This window comes from Rohdeia mirabilis (assembly GCA_007750655.1).
Taxonomy (GTDB): domain Bacteria; phylum Planctomycetota; class UBA1135; order UBA1135.
In genome coordinates this window covers 1867846-1890668 of record CP036290.1, presented here as the reverse complement: position 1 = coordinate 1890668, position 22823 = coordinate 1867846, and the positions used below count along the sequence as shown (strand labels likewise).

At 70.3% G+C, this 22823-nt stretch carries 17 protein-coding genes; 14 read left to right on the top strand and 3 right to left on the bottom strand.

The features are described from left to right. Positions 1–43: 43 nt before the first annotated feature. Complete coding sequence (gene polA, locus Pla163_RS07085) at positions 44–2758, top strand: DNA polymerase I (protein WP_145185701.1); 2715 nt, start codon at positions 44–46, stop codon at positions 2756–2758. Between the two features lie 375 nt (positions 2759–3133). Here the strand turns inward: polA and Pla163_RS07080 are convergent, their stop codons facing one another. Both Pla163_RS07080 and dinB read right to left on the bottom strand, forming a co-directional pair. Continuing rightward, entirely contained in the window at positions 3134–5299 is a 2166-nt protein-coding gene (locus Pla163_RS07080) for an FG-GAP repeat domain-containing protein (protein ID WP_145185699.1), read from the bottom strand. 347 nt (positions 5300–5646) lie between these two features. Then, positions 5647–6840 carry a DNA polymerase IV gene (gene dinB / locus Pla163_RS07075; RefSeq protein ID WP_145185697.1) on the bottom strand — a complete coding sequence of 398 codons (1194 nt, stop codon included), beginning with the start codon at positions 6838–6840 and terminating at the stop codon, positions 5647–5649. Between the two features lie 168 nt (positions 6841–7008). Between dinB and Pla163_RS07070 the strand changes: the two genes are divergently transcribed. From Pla163_RS07070 to Pla163_RS07020, 12 genes are all read left to right on the top strand, one after another. Beyond that, complete coding sequence (locus tag Pla163_RS07070) at positions 7009–8046, top strand: 3-oxoacyl-ACP synthase III (protein WP_419186408.1); 1038 nt, start codon at positions 7009–7011, stop codon at positions 8044–8046. Between the two features lie 131 nt (positions 8047–8177). Further along, on the top strand, positions 8178–9023 hold the full coding sequence (locus Pla163_RS07065) for a GbsR/MarR family transcriptional regulator (protein WP_145185693.1): 846 nt from the start codon (positions 8178–8180) through the stop codon (positions 9021–9023). Between the two features lie 8 nt (positions 9024–9031). After that, a complete protein-coding gene (locus Pla163_RS07060; protein ID WP_145185690.1) occupies positions 9032–10282 on the top strand; it encodes a beta-ketoacyl-[acyl-carrier-protein] synthase family protein in 1251 nt (416 codons plus the stop codon). Positions 10283–10316: 34 nt separating this feature from the next. Next, positions 10317–10592 (top strand): acyl carrier protein, encoded by a 276-nt coding sequence (locus Pla163_RS07055; protein WP_145185687.1) that lies wholly within the window; start codon positions 10317–10319, stop codon positions 10590–10592. Between the two features lie 55 nt (positions 10593–10647). Then, the gene (locus tag Pla163_RS07050) at positions 10648–12096 is read left to right on the top strand and encodes a phytoene desaturase family protein (protein ID WP_145185684.1); all 1449 of its coding nucleotides are present in this window, start codon (positions 10648–10650) and stop codon (positions 12094–12096) included. Between the two features lie 44 nt (positions 12097–12140). After that, a complete protein-coding gene (locus Pla163_RS07045) occupies positions 12141–13673 on the top strand; it encodes a phytoene desaturase family protein (RefSeq protein WP_145185681.1) in 1533 nt (510 codons plus the stop codon). Positions 13674–13694: 21 nt separating this feature from the next. Continuing rightward, the gene (locus Pla163_RS07040; protein ID WP_145185679.1) at positions 13695–14171 is read left to right on the top strand and encodes a 3-hydroxyacyl-ACP dehydratase FabZ family protein; all 477 of its coding nucleotides are present in this window, start codon (positions 13695–13697) and stop codon (positions 14169–14171) included. Positions 14172–14178: 7 nt separating this feature from the next. After that, on the top strand, positions 14179–15006 hold the full coding sequence (locus Pla163_RS07035; RefSeq protein ID WP_145185676.1) for an enoyl-ACP reductase FabI: 828 nt from the start codon (positions 14179–14181) through the stop codon (positions 15004–15006). Continuing rightward, positions 15003–15620, top strand: a complete 618-nt coding sequence (locus Pla163_RS18855) for a 4'-phosphopantetheinyl transferase family protein (protein WP_419186407.1) — start codon at positions 15003–15005, stop codon at positions 15618–15620. The genes Pla163_RS07035 and Pla163_RS18855 overlap by 4 nt, the downstream gene beginning before the upstream one ends. Next, positions 15617–16651 (top strand): alpha/beta fold hydrolase, encoded by a 1035-nt coding sequence (locus tag Pla163_RS07030; protein WP_419186406.1) that lies wholly within the window; start codon positions 15617–15619, stop codon positions 16649–16651. Before Pla163_RS18855 ends, Pla163_RS07030 begins: the two co-directional genes overlap by 4 nt. Beyond that, a complete protein-coding gene (locus Pla163_RS07025; RefSeq protein ID WP_419186405.1) occupies positions 16644–18362 on the top strand; it encodes a fatty acid CoA ligase family protein in 1719 nt (572 codons plus the stop codon). Before Pla163_RS07030 ends, Pla163_RS07025 begins: the two co-directional genes overlap by 8 nt. Then, complete coding sequence (locus Pla163_RS07020) at positions 18359–19435, top strand: NAD-dependent epimerase/dehydratase family protein (RefSeq protein ID WP_419186404.1); 1077 nt, start codon at positions 18359–18361, stop codon at positions 19433–19435. The genes Pla163_RS07025 and Pla163_RS07020 overlap by 4 nt, the downstream gene beginning before the upstream one ends. A 19-nt stretch (positions 19436–19454) precedes the next feature. On the opposite strand, the gene Pla163_RS07015 is transcribed toward Pla163_RS07020, so the two are convergent. After that, positions 19455–20990, bottom strand: coding sequence for a sulfatase-like hydrolase/transferase (locus Pla163_RS07015; protein ID WP_145185668.1), 1536 nt, complete (start codon positions 20988–20990; stop codon positions 19455–19457). Between the two features lie 446 nt (positions 20991–21436). On the opposite strand from Pla163_RS07015, the gene Pla163_RS07010 reads away from it, so the two are divergent. Beyond that, positions 21437–22816, top strand: coding sequence for a hypothetical protein (locus tag Pla163_RS07010; protein ID WP_145185665.1), 1380 nt, complete (start codon positions 21437–21439; stop codon positions 22814–22816). Positions 22817–22823: the final 7 nt, after the last annotated feature.

The window sequence follows — 22823 nt, the reverse complement described above, 5'->3', positions numbered from 1 at the left end:
CGCGACGGGAAAACGTGCGCCCCCCCGGCTACCCTCGCCGCCCATGTCCCGGCTCTTCCTGCTCGACGGCACCGCGCTCGCCTTCCGCTCCCACTTCGCCTTCGCGCGCTCGGGACTGACCACCGCCGACGGACGCCCCACCGGAGCGACCTACGGCTTCACGATGGTGCTGCGGCGCCTGCTGGAGGAGGAGCGGCCCGACCTGATCGCGGTCGCCTTCGACGCCAAGGGGCCGACGTTCCGGCACGAGCAGTACGCCGAGTACAAGGCCACGCGCGAGCGCGCCCCGGAGGACATGGTGGCCCAGCTCGACGACCTGCGCGAGGTGGTGCGCGGCCACGGGATCACGCTGTTCGAAGTGCCCGGCTACGAGGCCGACGACGTGATCGGCACGCTCGCGAAAGCGGGCGAGGCGGCCGGCCACGAGGTCATGATCGTGACCGGCGACAAGGACTTCATGCAGCTCGTGAGCGACCACGTGAAGCTCTACAACGTCTTCAAGAAGGGCGAAGCGCTCGTGATCGAGGACGCGGCGGCGGTCGAGGCCAAGTTCGGCTGCACGCCCGACCGGGTGATCGACGTGCTGGCGATCATGGGCGACAGTTCGGACAACGTGCCGGGCGTCAAGGGCATCGGCGAGAAGGGCGCGGCCAAGCTGATCCAGGACCACGGCTCGGTCGCGGGCGTGCTCGAACACCTGGGCGACCTCTCGCCGAAGATGGCCGAGAAGATCGAGCAGAGTCGCGACCTCTTGCTCCTGTCGCGCGAGCTGGTCACGATCGACACGCACGTGCCGCTCGATCCGGGGCTCGACGGTGTCGGACCGGCCGAACCGGACGTCGAGCGCCTCGCCGAACTGTTCCAGCGCATGCAGTTCCGCACGCTGCTCGAGCAGATGCACGCGCGCTCGGGCGGTGCGGACGAGGTCGAACGCGCCTACACGCAGGTGCGCGACCTCGACGGCCTCGCCGCGATGGAGAAACAGCTCGTCGAATCGGGACGCTTCTCCGTCGACACCGAGACCACCGGCCTGGACCCGCTCGCGGTGGACCTGGTCGGCGTTTCGTTCGCCGACGCGCCGGGTCGCGCGTGGTACGTGCCGTTCAACGCCGACCCGCCGGTCGATCCGGACGGACCGAAAGCGCTGCTCGGGCGACTCGAGCGGCTGCTGACCGATCCGAAGCTCGAGCGCATCGCCCAGAACGCGAAGTACGACTGGCTCGTCTTTCGCCACCAGGGTCTCGAACTGCCGCCGGTCGACTTCGACACGCTCATCGCGAGTTTCTGCGCGGCCGGCACGCGACGCGCCCACAACCTCGACGCGCTGTCGCTGCACTTCTTCGGCCTGTCGAAGATCCCGACCAAGGACCTGATCGGCAGCGGAGCCAAGCAGATCACCATGGCGGAGGTGCCGGTCGACCAGGTCGCCGACTACGCCTGCGAGGACGCGGACTGCACGTTCCGGCTCAGCGACGTCTTGGCGAAGGAGGTCGAGGAGGAAGAGGTCGGCCCGCTGGTGTACGACCTCGAGCTGCCGCTGGTGGACGTGCTCGTGCGCATGCAGGCCGAGGGCATCCGGCTCGACGAGAAGCTGCTCGCCGAGTACTCGAAGGAGCTCACCGGCGAGATCGCGCTGCTCGAGACGGCCATCCACGACCTGGCCGGCGAGGTCTTCAACATCAACTCGACCAAGGCGCTCGGCCACATCCTGTTCGAGAAGCTCGAGATCCAGAACGAGGCCGGCGTCAAGCGCGTGAAGCGCACCAAGACCGGCTATTCGACGGACGCCGCCACCCTGAACGACAACTACGCGGGTGTCGAGATCGTGGCGAAGCTGCTCGAGTACCGCGAACTGACCAAGCTGAAGAGCACGTACGTGGACGCCTTGCCGCGCTACGTCAACCCGCACACGCACCGCGTGCACTGCAGCTTCAGCCAGGTGGTCGCCGCCACCGGGCGTCTGGCCTGTTCGGACCCGAACCTGCAGAACATCCCGGTGCGCACCGAGAAGGGCCGCCGGCTGCGTCGCGCGTTCGTGCCGCGCGAACCGGACGAGCACGGGAACTGGACGTTCCTGGCCGCCGACTACAGCCAGATCGAGCTGCGCGTCATGGCGCACCTGTCCGGCGACGAGAAGATGATCCAGGCCTTCGTGGACGGGAAGGACATCCACGCGCAGACCGCCGCGATCGTGTTCGACGTGATGCCCGAACTGATCACGCGCGAGATGCGCAGCCAGGCCAAGGTCATCAACTTCGGCCTCCTGTACGGCATGGGTCCGCAGCGCCTGGCGCGCGAGACCGACATGAGCGTCAACGAGGCGAAGAAGTTCATCGAGAAGTACTTCGCGAGCTTCCCCAGCGTGAAGGGCTGGATGGAGGCGTTGCTCGAGGAGGCGCGGCGCACGGGCTACGTCGAGACGCTGGCCGGTCGCAAACGCCACGTGGCCGACCTGTCGAGCGAGAACTCGCGTCAGCGCAGCTTCGCCGAGAACGCGGCGGTCAACACGCCGGTGCAGGGCTCGGCCGCCGACATCATCAAGCGCGCGATGCTGGCGGTGGACGCTCGCCTGCGCGAGGAGGGCCTCGCCACGCGCATGCTCCTGCAGGTCCACGACGAACTGCTGCTCGAGGTGCCCGACTCCGAGAAGGAGCTCGCCGAGCAGCTCGTCGTCGAGTGCATGGAGAACGCCTGGGAGCTGTCGGTGCCGCTGGTCGTCGATCGCGGCTGGGGTGCGAACTGGCTCGAGGCGCACTGAGTCCTCGGCGCCTCACTCGCGCTCGGGGCCGCGCCCCTCACCGTGCAGCGATGCCTTCGGCCGACGACGCCCGGCGAGTTGCTGGACCGCGGCTCGAGCAGGGGCTCGTCGCGAAGCCGAAGAGCGACCGACACCCGCTCGTCACGACTGGGCGCGTCGTAGGCGCTCCGTCCCCCGCGGCTTCGTGATCGACCTCTGGCCGCTTCCGGTCCGCGCGCGTTGATCGAGTCGGAGAGGCGGACCAGAACGCGTGGTCCACAGCACCTGGGGCGCACCGAAGCCCTGCGCGAGAGCCTGGACACCATCGACCCCCTCGCGGCAGGCGAGCGAGAACTCTCGTACCTGGTGGAGAGGCCGAGGAGCCCAGAGCCATGCTCAGCGCAGGTTGATCAACACCGACACGTCGTCCGACGTGAATCGCGTGGTCACCAGATCGAAGGCTCCGTCGCCATCCAGGTCAGCGGTCGCCAAGGAGTAGGGTTCATCACCCACCGCCAGGGTCGTAGCCGCGCCGAACGTGCCGTCTCCGAGCCCCAAGAACACCGACAGATCGCTCGAGAGACGATTGGCCGCCACCACGTCGAGGGATCCGTCGCCGTCCAGGTCCACGATCGCTATCGACCGCGGCTCGACGCCCGCTGTGAGAGTCGTGGGCGCAGCGAACGACCCGTCCCCCACGCCCAGCAGCACCGACACATCGTCCGAGTCGTAGTTCGCCGTCATCAGGTCGAGAGCGCCGTCTCCGTCCAGGTCGGCGATCGCCACCCATCGAGGCCCGGTGCCGGCCACGAAATTCACGGCGGCTCCGAACGTCCCGTCCCCCACGCCCATGAGCACCGAGACGTCGTCCGTGCTCTCGTTCGCCGTCACCAGGTCGAGAGCCCCGTCTGCGTCGAGGTCCGCGATCGCCACCGAGAATGGAGCGTCACCCGCCGCGAAGGCCGCCGCCGCCCCGAAGGTCCCGTCCCCCGCGCCCAGGAGCACCGACACGTCGTCCGAGTCGATGTTCGCCGTCACCAGGTCGAGAGCCCCATCACCGTCCAGATCGGCGATCGCGACGGAGGCAGGATCGTCGCCGGCGGCAAAGGTCGTCTGTGAACCGAAACTCCCGCTCCCCAGGCCCAGGAGGACCGAAACGTCGTCGGTGAACTGATTCGCTGTGACGACGTCGAAGGCGCCGTCACCGTCGAGGTCAGCGATCGCGACGGCAACGGGATCGAGCCCGACCCCGAACGTCGCCTGCGCACCGAACGTCCCGTCTCCTGCGCCCAAGAGCACCGACACATCGGCCGAGATCAGATTCGCCGTCACCAGGTCGGGCACGCCGTCTCCGTCCAGATCCGCGATCGACGCGGCGAAGGGCCCGTCCCCGGCTCCGAAGGTCTCAACAGCTCCGAACGTCCCGTCCCCAGCACCCCAGAGCACCGATACGTCGTCCGTGCCCTCGTTCGCCGTCACCAGATCGACGTCGCCGTTCCCGTCCAGGTCCGCGATCGCCAGCGATCTCGGCAGGTCACCGGCCGCGAAGGCCACCGCCGCGCCGAAGGTCCCGTCCCCTGCGCCCAGCAGAACGGACACGTCGTCCGACGCGTAGTTCGCCGTCACCAGATCCAGCACACCGTCACCGTCCAGGTCGGCCAGCGCGACCGAGAACGGCTCGGTCCCGGCGGCGAATCCCGTCGCGGCGCCGAAGGTCCCGTCCCCCGCGCCCATCAGCACCGACACGTCGTTCGAGCCGAAGTTCGCCGTCACCAGGTCGAGGGCACCGTCACCGTCCAGGTCCGCGATCGCGACCGAGAAGGGCTCGGTACCCGTGGCGAAGGTCGTCGGCGTACCAAACGTCCCGTTCCCCACCCCCAGGAGCACCGACACGTCGTCCAACAGTTGGTTCGCCGTCACCAGGTCGAGAGCCCCGTCCCCGTTCACGTCGGCGATCGCCATCGATCTTGGCCGAGAGCCGGCTGCGACGGTCCAGTTCGCACCGAACGTCCCGTCCCCCACACCCAGGAGCACCGACACGCTGTTCGAGAAGAGGTCCGCCGTGACCAGGTCGAGGGCACCGTCCTCGTTCACATCGGCGATCGCGACCGATAGGGGGAGGGCGCCGGTCGAGTACGCCGCCGCCGCGCCGAAGGTCCCGTCCCCCGCGCCCGAGAGCACCGACAAGCCGTTCGGCATGCGGTTGGTCGCAACAAGGTCGAGAGTTCCGTTCCCGTCCAGGTCAGCGATCGCGATCGACCGCGGCTCGCCACCCGCCGCGAAGTTCGCTGCCGGGCGGAACGTCCCGTCCCCCGCGGCCATGAGCACCGACACGTCATCCGAGTCGACGTTCGCCGTCACCAGATCGAGGAGGCCGTCCCCATCCAGGTCGGCGGACGCCACCGACGTGGGCACGTCACCGGCGGACAGACGCAGCCCCGGGAACGACAGCTTCGGCGCCACGGGTCCACTGCCGCCGCTCCCACCCGAACAGCTGCTCAGCCCGGTCGAACCGATCACGAGGGGAGCGACGAAGAAGGCGAACCGAAGAAGCGTTGACATGAGGAACAGGTCTCGAGACCTGGAGGGGGGCCGCAAGGGTCCAGTCGCGTCGGGGCGCGCGTTGAAGGAGGCACCGACGTGACGACGACGCGGACGATAGCAACTGGTCGTGGAACGTGTTGACCACGGCCTCGGGGCGCGAGTGAACGTGCCGGACCCACGCGAGGGATCGAAGCCAATCCGAGCGATTCTTCGAGGGCCCCGACCGTCACAGCGCGTTCCCTCGGTGTCACGCCCTCGACGAAGCCTTGGTCCGCCGTCGTTCGCTCGGCCGAATCGTCGATCGCAGCCGGTGCGCGAACTGGCTCGAGGCAGACCGAGGCCGAAGCGTCGACCGCAGCCGACGTTCAACTCACGCCGTCGTCGCGCATCGCACTCGCCGGCTTCACCATCGCCTTGCCGTACTTCTTGCGCAACGCGTCCATCCCGGCCTGGGCCTTGGTCGCACGCTCGTCCTCGGGCGCGAGCAGCGGCTCGCCGAACAGTTCCGCCTGGCGCGGCGCGCGCACGTCCTCGAGCGCGCCCACCTGCACGCCCAACAGCCGCAGCGGACCCTGTGGCACGCGCTCGAGCAGGTCGCGCGCGGTGGCGAACAGACGCGGACCGAGGCTCGTCGGCTGACTCAGCGTGTGGCTGCGCGTGACGGTGCGGAAGTTCCAGTAGCGCGCCTTGATCGTCACCGTCCGTCCGCGCAGACCGCGCTCGCGCAGGGTGAACGCGACCGAGTCGCAGAACTCGTAGAGGAGCTTGCGCAGCTCGCCGCGATCGGAGACGTCCTCGGGGAACGTGCGCTCCATGCCGTGGCTCTTCTCCTGGCGGCCGGGCGTGACGCGCCTGGGATCGATGCCGTGCGCCAGGTCGTGGATCCACGCGCCGGTCGCACCGAACTCGTGCAGCACCTCGTCGCGGCCGCGGCTCGCCAACTGCTCGATACGTTCCACACCGAGCGCGGCCAGACGCTTGGCCGTGCGATCGCCCACGCCGAAGATCTTCGACACGGGCAATGGGTCGAGCACCTCGCGCACGCGGTCGGCGGTGATCACGACGAAGCCGTCGGGCTTCTCGAGGTCGGACGCGAGCTTGGCCACGAACTTGGTCGGCGCGATGCCGATCGACGCCACCATTCCGGTCTCGGACAGGATGTCGGCCTTGATCGCGCGGCCGATCGTCACCGCGTCACCGTGCAGCCGCTCGCAGCCGGCCACGTCGAGGAACGCCTCGTCGAGGGACAGCGGTTCGACGAGCGGCGTGTAGCTCGTGAAGATGCCCATGATCTGCCGCGAGACCGCCGTGTACTTCTCGAAGTCCGCGGGCAACAGCACGAGGTCCGGACACAGACTCTGGGCGCGCGCGGTGCTCATCGCCGAATGGACGCCGAAGCGTCGCGCCTCGTAGCTGGCGGCCGAGATCACGCCGCGGCGCGACGCCTCGCCCCCCACGCAGACCGGTCGGCCGGCCAGATGCGGTCGGTCGCGCAGTTCCACGGAGGCGTAGAACGCGTCCATGTCCACGTGGAGGATGGTGGGGATCCCGGCGGCCATGGGGCGATCATCGCCGAACCGCCCCCGTCCGTCGAGTTCGCCCGGGCAGGAGCGGAGCGCGGGCCGTGTGCCGCTATCCTGCGCGGCCCGCTCGCCGACGGATTCGCGCCCGCGTCCCTCGTCGGACCGCGCGCGAACGGCCGCAGCGCCCCTTCCCCACCGTCCACCGTGCGCTTCCACGACGTCCACATCGCCGGCCTCGCCCACCACCTGCCCGAGCAGGTCGTGCGGTCCGAGGAGCTCGAGACGCAGCTCGCGCCCCTCTACGACCGCCTGCGCCTGCGCGTCGGTCGGCTCGAGCTGATGAGCGGCGTGCGCGAGCGACGCCACGCGGCTCCCGGCACGCGCCCGTCGGACCTGGCGGCGACGGCCGGGCGCCTCGCGCTCGCCGATGCGGGCGTCGAGCCGGACGCGATCGGCTGCCTGGTGCACGCCTCGGTCTGCCGCGACTTCCTCGAGCCGGCCACCGCGTCCGTGGTGCACCGCGCCCTCGGCCTGCCCGCGACCGCACGCGCCTTCGACCTGTCGAACGCCTGCCTCGGATTCGTGGACGCGCTGACCGTCGTCGGCGCGATGGTCGACCGCGGCGACATCGAGTACGGCCTGGTCGTGGCGGGCGAGGACGGCGGCCCGCTGGTGCGGCGGACGATCCAGCACCTGCTCGAGACCGAGGGCGCGACCAAGGCGGATCTCAAGCGCGCCTTCGCCTCGTTGACCATCGGCTCTGGCGCGGCCGCGGCGGTGGTGTGCCGCTCGGAGCGCGCGCAAGCCGGCTCCCCACGGCTGCTCGGCGGCGCGGTCGGCGCGGACTCGAGCGCGGTCGAACTCTGCCAGGGCGACCAGGTGGACGGCGGCGCGCCTCTGATGGAGACCGACTCGGAAGCCCTGCTCGTGGCGGGTTGCGCGCTGGCCGCCCGCACCTGGCCGCGGCTGCTCGACGAGCTGGGCTGGAGCGCGAGCGACGTGGACAGGGTCATCACCCACCAGGTCGGCGTCGCGCACCGCCGGGCGCTCCTGGCCGCGCTCGAGATCGATGGCGGCATCGACTTCCCCACCGTCGAGTTCCTGGGCAACGTGGGCTCGGTGGCCCTGCCGGCGACCCTGGACCTGGCGCGGCGCGCGGGCTTCGTCGGGACCGGTCAGCGGGTGGCGCTGCTCGGGATCGGCTCGGGGCTCCAGTGCACGATGCTGGGCCTCGAGACCTGAGGCCGGCCGGGGGCCGTCGCCGCGCACCCGCTCGAAATCCGGCTCCCGGACGCAGGTCCCCCTTGATCCAGGCCTCTGGATGTGGCATTCAGGCGCATCAGATATCTGAGATGTCAGATATCCGCCACACCATGGCCTCCACACGCTCCCAGAACGGCTCCACGCGGGCCTCCCAGCGCTCCGCGGCGCCCGGACACGACCCGTCCGAGGACGGCGCCGTCGCCGCGACCGCCGCGACCGCCGCGGATTCGGCCGGTGACGAAGCGGCCCTACCGGCCCCCACCGACCCCGAACTGCTGGCCGAGCTGCCCACCTTCGAGCAGTTCTTCAAGACGTTCGGTTTCAAGCGCATGCAGGGGCGCGTCTGGGGACTGCTCGTGCTCTCGTCGCGACCGCTGTCGTGCCGCGAGATCTGCGACACGCTCGAGATCAGCCAGGGCGCGGCGTCCACGACCCTGTCGGAACTGACCGAGTGGGGCGCGATCCAGAGCACGTTCGACAGCGCGCGCCGCTGCCACCTGCACGCCCCCGTCGGCAACGCGCTGCAGATCGCCGCCACGATCCTGCGCCGCCGCGAACAGGTCGCGTTCCAGAGCTTCCGCCAGACGATCGGTCGCGCGCTCGAGATCATCACGCGCAAGCACGGCGACCGCGACCCGCGCGTCCTGACCCTGCGCTCGATCATCTCGGCCTGCGACATCGCCGACGCGATGATGAAGCTACTGGTGGGTGCGGTCGCGAACGCCCTCGGCGACGGGCAGAGCATCCTCAGCCGCGCCATCTCGGCCGCGTTCAAGGTCGGACTCGGCGAGCCCGGGAAACTGCTGACCCAGCTCGGACCCAACTCGCGCTCGGCCCTGGCGGAGAGCGCGGTGACGAGCGGCGTCGATGCAGAGCTCACGGCTGACCAGCTCGCCGAGGACCAGCTCGAAGGCAGCGACGGAACGACGAACGAGGACGGAGCGCCCCGCGCCTGATCGCCGCCATGACCCGCTCCAACGCCACGCTTCCCCGCGTCGTCATCACCGGCGTCGGCCTCACCAGCCCGAACGGCAACGACCTCGCGGAGTACCGCACGAGCTTGCTCACGGGCAGGAGCGGCGTGCGCCCGTACACGATTCGCTACTTCGGCGACACGCTCGCCGGCGTGTGCGACTTCGAAGCCACGCGCTACCAGTCGAAGAAGGAGATCCGCCGCGGCACGCGCGCCGGTTCGATCTCGGTCTGGTGCGCGCACGAAGCCCTGCGCGACGCCGGCATCGCGCGCGAGGACCTGGATCCCGCGCGCACGGGCATCTTCATCGGCACGACCGAGCACGGCAACGTCGAGACCGAGAACGAGGTCCACAACGTCAGCCAGTTCGACTACGACATGCGCTACTGGTCGCACCACCACAACCCGCGCACCGTGGCGAACAACCCGGCCGGAGAGGTGACGATCAACATGGGCATCACCGGCCCGGCCTACTGCCTGGGCGGCGCCTGCGCGGCTGGCAACCTCGGGATCATCCACGGCGTGCAGATGCTGCAGCTCGGCCGCGTCGACCGCGTGCTGGGCGGCGGCGTCTCCGAGTCGATCCACACCTTCGGCATCTTCGCGTCGTTCAACGCCCAGGGCGCCCTCGCGCGTCACGCGGACCCGACGAAGGCCAGCCGGCCGTTCGACATGGATCGCAACGGCATCGTGGTCAGCGAAGGCGGGTGCCTGTACGTGCTCGAACGCCTCGACGACGCCCTCGCGCGCGGAGCGAAGATCTACGGCGAGGTCATCGGCTACGCCGTGAACTCCGACGCCGACGACTTCGTGCTGCCGTCGTCCGTGGGCCAGAACGCGTGCATGCGCGCCGCCCTGGCCGACGCCTGCCTCGACGCCGACGGCATCGACATCGTGAACACCCACGCCACCTCGACGCCTCAGGGCGACGCGGTCGAGGCGAAGGCCGTCCAAGAGGTGTTCGGCGACGCGCAGGGTGTCAGCGTCAACAACACGAAGAGCTTCATCGGTCACGCGATGGGCGCCGCGGGCGCCCTCGAACTGGCCGGCAACCTGCCGTCGTTCGACGACGGCGTCGTCCACCCCACGATCAACGTCGACTCGCTCGACCCGGCCTGCGACGTGCGCGGTCTGGTCGTCAACGAGCCGCTCGACCGTGGGAACGTGAATCGCATCCTGAACATGTCGTTCGGGATGCTCGGCATCAACTCGGGTGTGGTCATCGAGCGCTTCGCTCACTGACTCGCCACCACTCACCGCTCCAAGCACCACTGCCATGACCCGCGACGAGATCGTCCTGGCCATCCAGGACATCATCCAGACCATCGCTCCCGACGAGGATCTTTCGAACCTCGATCACGCCGAGCGCCTGCGCGACCAGATCGAGCTCGACTCGATGGACTTCCTCGACATCGTCATGGAGCTGCGCAAGCTCTACGGCGTGCAGATCCCCGAGGAGGACTACAAAGAACTGGCCTCGATGGACGGCTGCGTGAACTACCTCGAGCCGCACCTCGCGGACAAGGAACTGCACTGCGCGAGCAACGCCTGATCGAATCGCTCCGGGTCGCTCGCGAAGCGGTCGGCCGAACGGAGAACCCGACGTCGTGAGCGCCAACCAAGACGCCCCTCGCACGGCTCCGGCCGAGCGCTACGACGCCCTGGTGATCGGAGCCGGACTGAGCGGACTCGCCGCCGGCATCCGGATCGCGATGTACGGCAAGCGCGTGGCCGTCCTGGAGAAGCACTATCTCTGGGGCGGCCTCAACTCGTTCTACAAGCGCGGCGGACGGCTGTTCGACACGGGGCTGCACGCTCTCACGAACTACGTGGACCGGCGCGTCTCGGGCAAGCCGCTCACGCGCGTGGTGCGGCAGCTGCGCATCGGCTACGACGACCTCGATCTCGCGCCGCAATCCCACTCGACCGTGGTCTCGGACGGCGCCGTGCTGCGCTTCTCGAACCAGGTCGACGAAATGATCGAGAACGCGGGTGCGTTGGCGCCGAGCAAGAAGGACCGCTTCGTCGCGCTGGTGGAGGACCTTTCCGCGCGACGCCTCGGCGAGGAGGAGGAGCCCGAGCGCTCTGCCCGTGCGGAACTCATGGACCGGCTCGGCGACGAACTGTTGGTCGACCTGCTCCTGATCCCCTGCTGCTACTACGGCAGCGCGCGGGAGAACGACGTGGACTGGGACCAGTTCGTGATCCTGTTCCACTCGATCTTCCTCGAGGGTCTGGCGATGCCGCGCCAGGGGATCCGCCCGCTGCTCGACCTGTTCAAGAGCCGCCTCGAGGAGACCGGCGGCGAGTTGCGACGCCACAGCGAGGTCGTGCGCGTGCTCGCCCAGGACGGCCGGGCCACGGGTGTCGAACTGGCGGACGGCACGCAACTGTTGGCCGACACGATCCTCTCGTCGGCCGGGCGCGTCGAGACGAACCGCCTGATCGACCCCGAGCGCCCCGAGGACCCGGTGCGCTCGCCGCGCGGCCGCTTGTCCTTCGTGGAGACGATCAGCGTGCTCGACACGGACCCGCGCGCGATGACCGGCGGACACCCGGACTGCACGTCGTCCGGCGTCGTCTTCTTCTCGAACAGCCGGCCGTTCCGCTACGAGCGACCGGACGCGGCCGTGGACCTGTCGTCGGGCGTCATCTCGATGACCCAGAACTTCCCCGGCGCCCACGCGGACAAGGAACCGGTCTTCCGCGTCACCTGCCTCGCGAACCACGGGCGCTGGACCGGGATCGACGGCGAGACCTACGACGCGATGAAGCGCGAGTGGAGCGACGGCGCGCTCGCGGCCGCCACCGCGTTCTGCCCCGACGTGCGCCCGCACGAGGTCTTCCGCGACGTCTTCACCCCCACCACGATCACGCGCTACACCGGGCACCACGAAGGCACGGTGTACGGCAGTCCGAGGAAGGTCCGCGACGGACGCACGGAGCTGGACGGACTGTTCCTGATCGGCACGGACCAGGGCTACCTCGGCATCGTCGGTGCGGCGATGAGCGGCATCTCGATGGCCAACCTGCACGTGCTGGCCGCGTCGAACTGAGCGCGAGGACGGCCGCGACACGCTGCGGCAGCCAACGAACCACCATGAGCGACACGAACGAGATCATCCCCCAGAAGCGCTACTTCAAGGGCTCCACCGACGGCAAGCGGCCGCTCCACCACGACCCGCTCGGCAAGGCGCGATCGGACTACGACCTGATCGTGATCGGCAGCGGCCTCGCGGGCCTGACGGCGGCGAACGTGCTCGGCCGCGCAGGGCACAGGGTGGCTCTGCTCGAACAGCACTACAACTTCGGCGGCCTCGCGACCTGGTTCAAGCGCCGCGGCGGGCACGTGTTCGACATCTCGCTGCACGGCTTCCCGATCGGGATGAAGAAGACGTGCCGCAAGTACTGGACGCAGGCGATCGCCGACTCGATCGTGCAACTGGACGGCGTGCGCTTCGACAACCCGCAGTTCAGCTTCGACACGACGTTCACGCGCGAGGACTTCACGGACAAGCTCGTCGACGTCTTCGGGCTCGAACGCGCGCAGGTCGAGGGCTTCTTCGACGCGCTGCGCAAGATGGACTTCTTCGACCCGTCCGACGAGACGACGGGCGAGCTGTTCGAGCGCTTCTTCCCCGGTCGCAACGACGTCCACCGCCTGCTGATGGAGCCCATCAGCTACGCGAACGGCTCGACGCTCGACGATCCGGCGATCACCTACGGCATCGTCTTCTCGAACTTCATGAGCAAGGGCGTGTACACCTTCACCGGTGGCACGGACCAGCTGATCAAGGCCATGAAGGCCGAACTCGTGAAGAACGGCGTCGACCTGTTCAACTCGGTCGAGGTCGAACGGATCGTCGTCGACCAGAGCCCCATGGGCGAGCGGCGCGTTCGCGGCGTGATGGCGAACGGCCGCTTCATCGCCGCCAAGGCCGTCCTCTCGAACGCGAACATCCGCTCGACCATCACGGACCTCGTCGGCCCCGAGCACTTCGAGTCGGACTTCCTCGAGCGCGCGCGGGCCGTGCGCCTGAACACGTCGAGCTGCCAGGTCTACATGGGCCTGCGCGAAGGCACCGAGATCCCGTTCATCACCGACCTCTTGTTCACGTCGACGCGGCCGACCTTCACGAGCGAAGCCCTGTGCGACTTCCACGGCGAGAGCCGCACCTTCTCGTTCTACTACCCGAAGGTCCGCCCGCACGCGGCGCCGCGTTACGCCATCGTCTCGTCGACCAACGCGCGCTTCGAGGACTGGAAGGACTTCGACCGCGCGGCCTACGAGGTCGAGAAGAGCAAGCTCGAGCGCGACACCCTGGCCTCTCTCGAGCGCTACGTGCCGGGCGTGGCCGAGAAGATCGAGCACGTCGAGACCGCCACGCCGCGCACCTTCGCCTTCTACACCGAGCACCCCGCCGGCACGTCGTTCGGCACCAAGTTCGAGGGCCTGCCGATCTCGGCCGAACTGCCCGATCAGGTGGGCGGACTGTTCCATGCGGGCTCGGTCGGCATCATCATGTCCGGCTGGCTCGGCGCGGCGAACTACGGCGCGATCAGCGCCAACAAGGTCGACGCCTTCCTGCACGCGCTCGCCCACGAAGCGGCCTCCGAAGCCGCCCAGAGCTGACCCCACCCGCGCCCGCCGACCATGACCACGAACCTCCCCACGCGCCTCGACCGCACAGGCATCGAAGCCGCCATCCCCCACCGCCCGCCGTTCCTGTTGGTCGACGCCATCGACGCGATCGAGGAGAACGCGATCGAGGGTCGCTGGCGCCCCGCCGCCGACGCGTTCTGGTTCCAGGGCCACTACCCGAGCGAACCCGTCACACCCGGCGTCCTTCTGACCGAGCACGCGCTGCAGACCGCCGCCGTGCTGGTCTCGCTGCGCCTCGCGGGTTTCGGCGAGGAGGACGGCATCCCGGTGCTGAGCAAGCTCGGCGGTGCGCGCTTCCGCCGCATCGTCCGGCCCGAGGAAGAGGTCACGACGCGCGTCGAGGTCACCGAACGCGTCGGCCCGGCCTGGTTCATGAAGGCCAAGCTGCGCTGCGACGGACAGCGCGTGGCCGAGATCGAGTTCGTGTTGACCGCCACGGCCGCCGCCGCCCGCGCCGCGGGTTCCTGAACGCGCCATGGGCACCGACTTCCTGAAGCTGACCGGCAAGCGCGTCGTCGTGGCCGGCGTCGCCAACAAGCGCAGCGTGGGCTTCCACGTGGCGCGCGGTCTGGTGGAAGCCGGCTGCGAGCCGATCTACATCGTGCGCACGGACGCACGCCGCGACGAGTTGATCGCGAAGCTCCCGCGCCTCGCAGGCACCGACGCGCCGGCGGTGTACGTGCTCGACGTGGAGGACGAGGCCGCGATCGGCCCCGTCTGCGCCCGGATCGGCGCCGAGCACGGTCCCCTGGCCGGCCTCGTGCACTCGATCGCCTTCGCGAACTACGAGAACGGGATGGTGCCCTTCCACGAGACGGGGCGCGCCGACTTCCTGCAAGCCGTGCAGATCTCCGCGTTCAGCCTGGTCGAGCTCTCGCGGGCGCTGAAGCCCCACTTCGAGGACGACGCCAGCGTGGTCACGATCTCGATCTCGACCACGCGCATGGCGTCGGAGAACTACGGCTACATGGCGCCGGTGAAGGCCGCGCTCGACTCGTCGATCGCCTTCCTCGCCAAGAGCTTCAGCGCCGACAGCCGCGTGCGTTTCAACGCGGTCCGCGCGGGACTCCTGAAGACCTCGTCCTCGGCCGGCATCCCCGGTTACCTCGACAGCTACCTGTTCGCGGAGATGAGCATCCTGCGCAAGGCAGCCCTCGAGACGCGCGAGGTGGCGGATACGGCGCTCTTCCTGCTCAGTCCGCGCTCGTCCGGCATCAACGGCCAGGGCCTGGTCGTCGACGCCGGGATGGAGCTCAACTACTTCGACAAGTCGATCGTCGCAGGGGCGACGCGGCCGTCGTGAACGCGCCTGCCAGGAACGAGGCGAACGGCCTGCACGCGCTGGTCCTCGCGGCCGGTTGGAGCGAGCCGACGTGGCGCGATCAGGCCGCGCGCGAACGCCTGCGCGGACTCTCGCGGCGCGCCTTGACCCAGCTGTGCCTGGACGCCGGCTGCTCGCCGGGGCCGTTCGAGAAGGACGAGCGCGGCGCACCGCTGCCGATCGCGGACGAGCGCGACAGGACGGCCGCGCCCGTGCGCTGGGGCGTGTCGCACTCAGGAGGCTTCGCCGCGGCGGTCGTCGGTCGCGTCGCGCGCGTCGGCATCGACGTGGAACCGGCCGGTCGCGTGCCGTCGGAGCACGTGCGCGGCCGCCTCGCGAGCCTGGGCGCGAGCGCGACGACCGACGAGGAGTTCCTCGCGACCTGGTGCCGCGTCGAGGCCGCGCTGAAGAGTTTCGGCCTGGGGCTGAGCAACATCGCGCGCGTGCGCATCGACGACCGACTGATCCACGTCGGCGAGGCGGCGACCATGACGCGCGTCTTCGAGGTCGCTGGCGCGGTGATCGCAGTGGCCGGCGGCGGCGTGTGCACGATGCCCGCGCCGAACGTCGTGCGCGTGACGGAGGCGGTGGCGTGAGCGAACTCCTCTCGCCCCGCAAGGCCGCGCTGCGCAGCGAACTCGAGCCGCTCTACGACTTCGCGCCCCACGTGCTGCGCGCCCACCACGGCGGAGCCAACGGCGCGCGCGTGCACTTCGTCGACGAAGGGCCGCGCTCCGAGGAAGCCGTCGTCTTCCAGCACGGCAACCCGACCTGGTCGTTCGCCTGGCGCCGCGCTCTCGCGGCTCTGCGCGACCGGCGCCGCGTCGTGGCCGTCGACATGCTGGGCTGCGGTCTCTCGGACGTGCCGCGCACTTTCGAGTACCGACTCGCGAACCACGTCGCGACGCTCGAGTCCGTGATCGAGTCGCTCGGGCTCGAGCGCGTCCACCTGGTCCTGCACGACTGGGGCGGCGCGATCGGCATGGGCTACGCGCGTCGGCACCCCGAGAAGATCGCCTCGATCACCGCGCTCAACACCGCGGCCTTCGGTGGCGGACGCATGCCGCGCCGCATCGCCCTGTGCCGCACGCCGGTCCTCGGCGAGTTCGGCATGCGCACCTTCGGTCTGTTCGAGAAGCCCGCGGTGCGCATGGCGGTGCGGAAGGTGAAGTTGACGGGACTCGTCCGCCGCGGCTACCTGGGCCCCTACGCCTCGTCGGCCGAGCGCCTCGCCGTGGCGCGCTTCGTCCAGGACATCCCGACGCGACCGAACCACCCCTCGTGGGACGAACTGGCGCGAACGGGCGACGCGGTGGCTTCGTTCGCCCATCTGCCCACGCAGCTCCTGTGGGGCGAGCGCGACTTCTGCTTCACGCCGGCCTTCCGCGAGCAGTGGCTCGAACGCCTCCCCCACGCGGAGGTCCACACGTTCGAAGAGGCCGGGCACTACCTGTTCGAGGACGAGCCGGAGGCCTTCGTCGAGCGGCTCACGGCGTTCCTCGATCGCGTCGACGGCGGTGTGCAACAGCGTGACGTGCAGCGCCGCGACGTTCAGCGCGACGCCGCCGAGCCGGTCGACCCGCGCCGCGACGCCACCCAGGACGGCGGAGCCCTCGCCCGTGGTTGAGTCGACGGCTCGCGAGCGGCGCACCACGGCCAGCGACCGGGTCAACGTCGCGCTGCGCCTCGATCGTTTCGCCGCGACGGCGCCCGAGCGCCTGGCGGTGCGCACCGCACGCCCGGGCTCGCGCGTCGAGTTCGACGACGTCACGTTCGGCGCGATCGCCGCGCGCAGCCGTCGCATCGCTTCGGGACTGCTGGCGTCGGGCCTCGAGCCGGGCGCCCGCGTGTGCCTGTTCGTGCGCCCCGGCGCGGATCTGGTCGCTTGCACCTACGGCCTCCTGCGCGCCGGCCTGGTGCCGGTCCTGATCGATCCGGGCATGGGCCGCGGCGCGCTGCTCGCCTGCGTCGCGAAGGTGCGCGCCGCCGCGTTGGTCGGGATCGCGCGTGCGCACCTGGCGGCACGACTGTTCCCGAAGAACTTCGAGACGGCCGACCTGCGCGTGGTCGTCGGCGACAGGGCGCACCGCGGTGCCGTGACGCTCGCCGCGATCGAGGCGCGCGGCACGGACGCGTTCGAAGGCTGCGACACGCGCGGCCAAGACCAAGCGGCGGTGCTGTTCACCAGCGGCTCGACGGGACCGCCGAAGGGCGTCGTCTACACGCACGCGATCTTCGAGGCCCAGGTGCGCCAGCTCGAGGCCCTGTACGGCTTCCGCGCCGGCGAGGTCGACGTGGCCTGCTTCCCACTGTTCGCGCTGTTCGACAACGCGCTGGGCATGACGAGCGTGTTCCCCGACATGGATCCGTCGCGGCCGGCGCGCTGTCGACCCGAACGAATCGTCGACGCGATCGAACGCAGCGGCGCCACGAGCGCGTTCGCCTCGCCCGCGGTCTGGAAACGGATCGTGCCGTTCTGCGAGAGGCGCGGCCGCGGCCTTCCGACCCTGCGCCGCGCTCTCACCGCCGGCGCCCCGATCCCGCCCACACTCGTCGAACGCCTGGTCGCGCTCCTGCCCGACGGCGGCCGCGCCTACACGCCCTACGGCGCGACGGAGTGCCTCCCGGTCGCCAACGTGAGCGACACGGAGATCCTCGACGCCAGCGCCCGACGCGCGACGGACTCGGGCGCCGGCAACCTGGTCGGACACCTCGCGCCCGACACCTGTGTGCGCATCGCTCGCATCCAGGACGGACCGGTCGCAGCCTTCGATCCGAGCCTCGAAGTGCCGCGCGGCGAGATCGGCGAGGTCTGGGCGCGCGCTGAGGTCGCCACGCCGGGCTACCAGTTCGACGACACGGCGACGGCCGCCTCGAAGGTCTCGACCGACGAACCGGGGCCCGGTCCCGGCTACTACCACCGCATGGGCGACCTCGGCTACCTGGACGAATCGGGGCGCCTGTGGTTCTGCGGGCGTTTGGGGCACCGCCTGCGCACGCGCTCGGGCGACGTGGCCTGCGTCCCCATCGAGAACCTCTTCGCCGGGCATCCGAGCGTCGCGCGCTGTGCCCTCGTCGGCGTCGGCCCGATCGGCGAGCAGCGGCCGGTCCTGGTCGTCGAACCGCCGCGCACCAGTGCGCTCCTGCCGCGCGCGTTCGAGCGCACGCGACGCGCCGCGCTCGAACGCTCGATCCTCGAGTACGGACTCGCACGCTCGCCCAGCGCTGCGCTCGTCAAGCACGTGCTGTTCCATCCGAGCTTCCCGGTGGACCCGCGCCACAACGCGAAGATCCACCGCGAAGAACTGCGCGCCTGGGCGGAGCGGATCCGACCGTGAGCGAGACTCCGACCGACGGGCGCGCGGATGACGCCCTGCTCGAGCGCGAACGCGCTCACTTCGGCGATCTCGACGCACGCCTCGGGCGCGTGGTCGTGACCGGCGGCGGCGGGTTCCTCGGTGAGCGCATCGTCGCCCTCCTGCGCGACCTGGGCGTGAACGAGGTGACCGCCGTGGGCCGGCGTCGCTACGAGCGTGTGCTCGAACTCGGCGCGAACTCGGTCGTGGCGGACGTGGCCGACGGGGCGGCGCTTGCCCGCGCACTCGCGGGTGCCGACACGGTCATCCACACCGCGGCCCTCGCCGGAGTCTTCGGACCCGAGGCCGACTTCCACCGGGCGAACGTCGTCGGGACGCGCAACGTGCTCGCCGCGTGCAGCGAACACGCCATCGGGCGCCTGGTCCTGACCTCGAGCCCGAGCGTCGTGTTCGACGGCACCGACCACGTGGACGCGTCGAACGACCTGCCTTATCCCGCGCGCTATCTGGCCGCCTATCCGCGGACGAAGGCGGAGGCGGAGCGGCTGGTGCTCGCGGCCAACGGTCCACGGCTCGCGACCGTCGCGCTGCGCCCGCACCTGATCTTCGGTCCACGCGATCCGCACCTCGTGCCGCGCCTGATGAAACGCGCGCGCGCGGGTCGGTTGCGGCGCGTGGGGAGCGGTGCGAATCGCGTGAGCCTGACGTTCGTGGACAACGCAGCCTGGGCACACATCGACGCGGCGGCGCAGCTGCACCCGGGCGCCGCGCACGGTGGCCGCGCCTACTTCGTCAACCAGTCGGAACCCGTGGCCGTGTGGGACTGGATCGACCGCGTGCTCGCAGGCGTCGGCGCACCTGCCGCCGGCCGCGCGGTCCCCGGTCGCACGGCCTACGCGGCGGGCGCGGTCTGCGAAGGCCTGTGGCGCGTGCTGCCACTGCGCGGCGAACCGCCGATGACGCGCTTCGTCGCGCAGCAACTCGCACTCGAGCACACCTACTCGCTCGCACCCGCGCGGCGCGACTTCGGCTACCGCGAGCGCGTCGATCTGGACGAGGCGACCGCGCGCACGATCGCTGCGTTCGCGCGCTGACCCGGCGCCGCCGTGCGGTTCACTGCGTGTAGCCGAGCACGCGCAGGCGTTGCCGCGCGCGCGGTGGCAGCGGCGCCGTCCCGGCCCGGTGCACCCGCGCCGTGTCCTCTGCCTGCTGGACCATGCTCGCGTAGACCGAGTCGAGGCGGTCGACCACGATCGACTCGAGCTCGACGGGCTCGAGCAGCCCGGGATCGGCGAAGGCGTCGTAGTAGGTCCGTCCGCGCTCGTCCGGTCGCTCCAGGACGACGTAGCGAATCCAGGCGACGCCGAGTTCACCCGTCGCGGGCGACTGGATCGGAACGATTTCGAGCCCGTCGCGCACGCCGCGAACCGTGAGCAGATCCCCGAGCGAGGGCTCCATCGCGGGCACGGGCTGCAGACCGCAGAGTTCGAGCACGGTGGCCGGGACCGTCAACGTGGAGGTCGCCGACATCAGGATTCCGGGCGTCACACCGGGCCCCGAGATCGCGAGCGGAACGCGCACGGTCGCCCCGCTCAAGCCGTGATCCACGCCGAACCTTCCTTCGTCGCCGAGCGCGAGGCCGTGCCCCGAAGTCAGTACGACCAAGCTGTCGGCGAAGCTGCGGTGGTCGGACCACACGTCGAAGATCTCTCCGACCTGGGCGTCGACCAGGGCCAGATTCTCGTCGTACAGATCGCGCAACCAGGCGATGTCGTCGTCCGTCATGCCGTCGTAGGGTTCGAGGAAGCCCTCGGCGAGCTCGGCGAACTCGCGTCCCTTCGGATTGCCCTCGAAGCCCTCGAGCGCCTCTTGGCGTTCGCGGAAGCGTCCACCGCGCTCGGGGTCCGTGCCGGGTGCTTCGGTGTAGCGACCACGGAACTGGACACCGTACCGGTCGCGGGGCGGGAGGAACGGCGGGTGGGCCCCGTAGCTGTGGACGATCACGCAGATCGGCGCGTCGGAGTCGGCACTCGTGAGCACGGACTCGAGCGCCTGGGTGCTGCCCTCCAGACCGCCGGTGGGCACGACGAGATCGATGCCCTGGAAGAGGCCCGCTCCGTCGAGGATCTGTCCGGACTCGTGGACGAGCACCGTCCTCCAGCCCGCCGACTGGAGGACCTCGGGGAACGTGCGCACCTCGTCCGCAAGGACCGAGAGTTCTTCGCCCACGACGTTGCGCACTCCGTGGACCAGCGGGGCGAGACCACTCGAGAGGCTCGCGAAGCTCGGGGCCGAGTGCGGCGACGGCGAGAACGACAGAACGGCGTTCAGGCCCGAGCGCGCGATGCCGTCGATCATCGGCGTCAGGTCGCGCTCGTCCTCCCGCCGCATCGCTCCGCCCATCCGGTCCGCGCGCAGGGAGTCGAGCACGAGGACGAGAACGTCGGGTCGGGGGGCGGACGGCGCGGACGGCGCGGTCGGAGCGACCACTGCGGGCGCGCTCTCGTCGGCGGGCGCGGCGCGCGGCGTCTCGGGGCCGTCCGAACAGCCCACAAGGGTGCCGGCGAGGGCCGAGACGAGACCGAGGAGAACGAGTGCGGGAACGGCGGCAGCGGTCCTTCGGGCGGACGGGGAGAGAATCGGGGACACGCGGACGGGATGGGTTCGGGGCGGCGCGAGCCTCGTTCGGACTCTAGTCCACGGGATCGACCCGGCGACCACTTCGGCGCGGACAAAGAGGTCGACGTCCGTTCGAGGGCGCACGTTCAGGGGGGGGTGTGGATCCTCGGCCGGCTCCGCCCCATCCCTGTACCGTCCTCGCTCGTCGGAGATGGATTCAGGGGCTGCGAGGTGCCGAGGTGGGTCGCGACGCGGCGCGGACGAGCTCGTCGCAAGCGAAGTGGCGGGCCGGGAGTCCGCGCGTCACCCCGCTCACACGCCTGCAGCCCTCTCCAGCGGCCCTCCTGGCCCCGGATCTCCCGGTTCCTCACCGACGAAGGATCGAAGGACCGCGGGGTGGGCCCGGGTGGCGTTGCCGGCGCGCCGGGGCACCATAGGCACCGCGTTCGCCCCGCCCCGCACCCGGCGCCACCACCATGCTCCGACTCCTCCTGCTCGTCGCCCTCGCCCTCTCGTCGATCGCCCCTGCTTCGGCCCACGCGCGGACGGGCGTCGGGTCGAACCCCGCGGCGGCGGCGGTCGCGATCGCCGACCAGGACGACCGCGACCTGGTGGTGCTCGTCTCGGGCGAAGAGCTCCGCGGGCGCGTCGCGCGGGCCTTCTCGACGGACGAGATCGTGCTGGTCCAGGGCGGCAAGCGGCGCACGATCGACCGCGCCGACGTGGCCTCCACGAGCACGGTCGCCAAGCGGCTCGCCGAGTGGTTGGAGCTGGTCGGTCCCGGACTCACGGTCGAGCGCGAGTGGGAGCTCGTGGAGCTCGCGACGGCGGCGCGACTCGACCACATGGCGAGACTCCAGGCCTACCGCGTGCTCTTGACAGACCCCGACCACGAGGCCGCGCACGCCTTCCTGGACCACAGCGGCAAGCCCGGGCGGTGGCGGTGGCGACTGGACGGCAAGCTCGTCAGCTTCGAGAAGTTCGAGAAGACGATCCTGTCGCGCAAGTCGCCGCTCGTCCTTCGCACCGAACACCACGAGGTGCGCTGCGACGCCGGGCTGCGTCGCGCGGTCGAGACGGCGTTCGACCTCGAGCGTCTGTACGCCACGTGGATGGACGAGATCGGCAGCCGCGTCGACGCTCTGGAAGTGCTCGAGCCGATGATCGCGCGCGTGCACGGGCAACACGACGACTTCCGCCCCCTCTCGAGCCTCGGACACCCCTACTACGATCCCGGCCATCTACTCGGGTCGACGAACAGCTACGACAACGCGTTCTACACCTGGTTCGAGCCGACCGGTGAACGGCCCGAACGGCTGATCGACCTGGCCGTTCAGCAGCTAATCTACAGCACCGTGCTCGGCGACGTGCTGCGCACCATCCAACGCGACACGAGCGCCTACCGCGAGGCGGCGTGTCTCGAGGTCGGGCTCGGCGACTGGTACGAGCGGCGCTGGGAAGGCGCGCCGGCGTTCGGGCGCGCGGGGGCCTGGCGGCCGGACCACGCGGCGGCGGAACTCGCGCGGCGCCGAGCGAACTCCGAGCCCTTGGCGAGCGCGCGTCACGAGCTGACGAACCTGATCCACATCTCGTGGGATCGGCTGGTGAACGTCGGACGGGACAACGAGGTGCTGTGGGCCAAGTGCCGCACGTTCGTGGCCTTCCTGATGGAGAACGGCGCGGTCCTGCCCAGCGGCGGACCGGCCGACACGAAGGACGCCGTGCTGGAACTTCTGCGGTCGATCTACGGCGTCCCGACGGGCAACTCGAGCACGAACTGGGACCGCGTCCTGGCGGTCGTTCCGATCGAAGAGCTCGAAACGGCGTGGAAGCGCTGGCTCGCGCTCCTGCCCTGACTCCGGT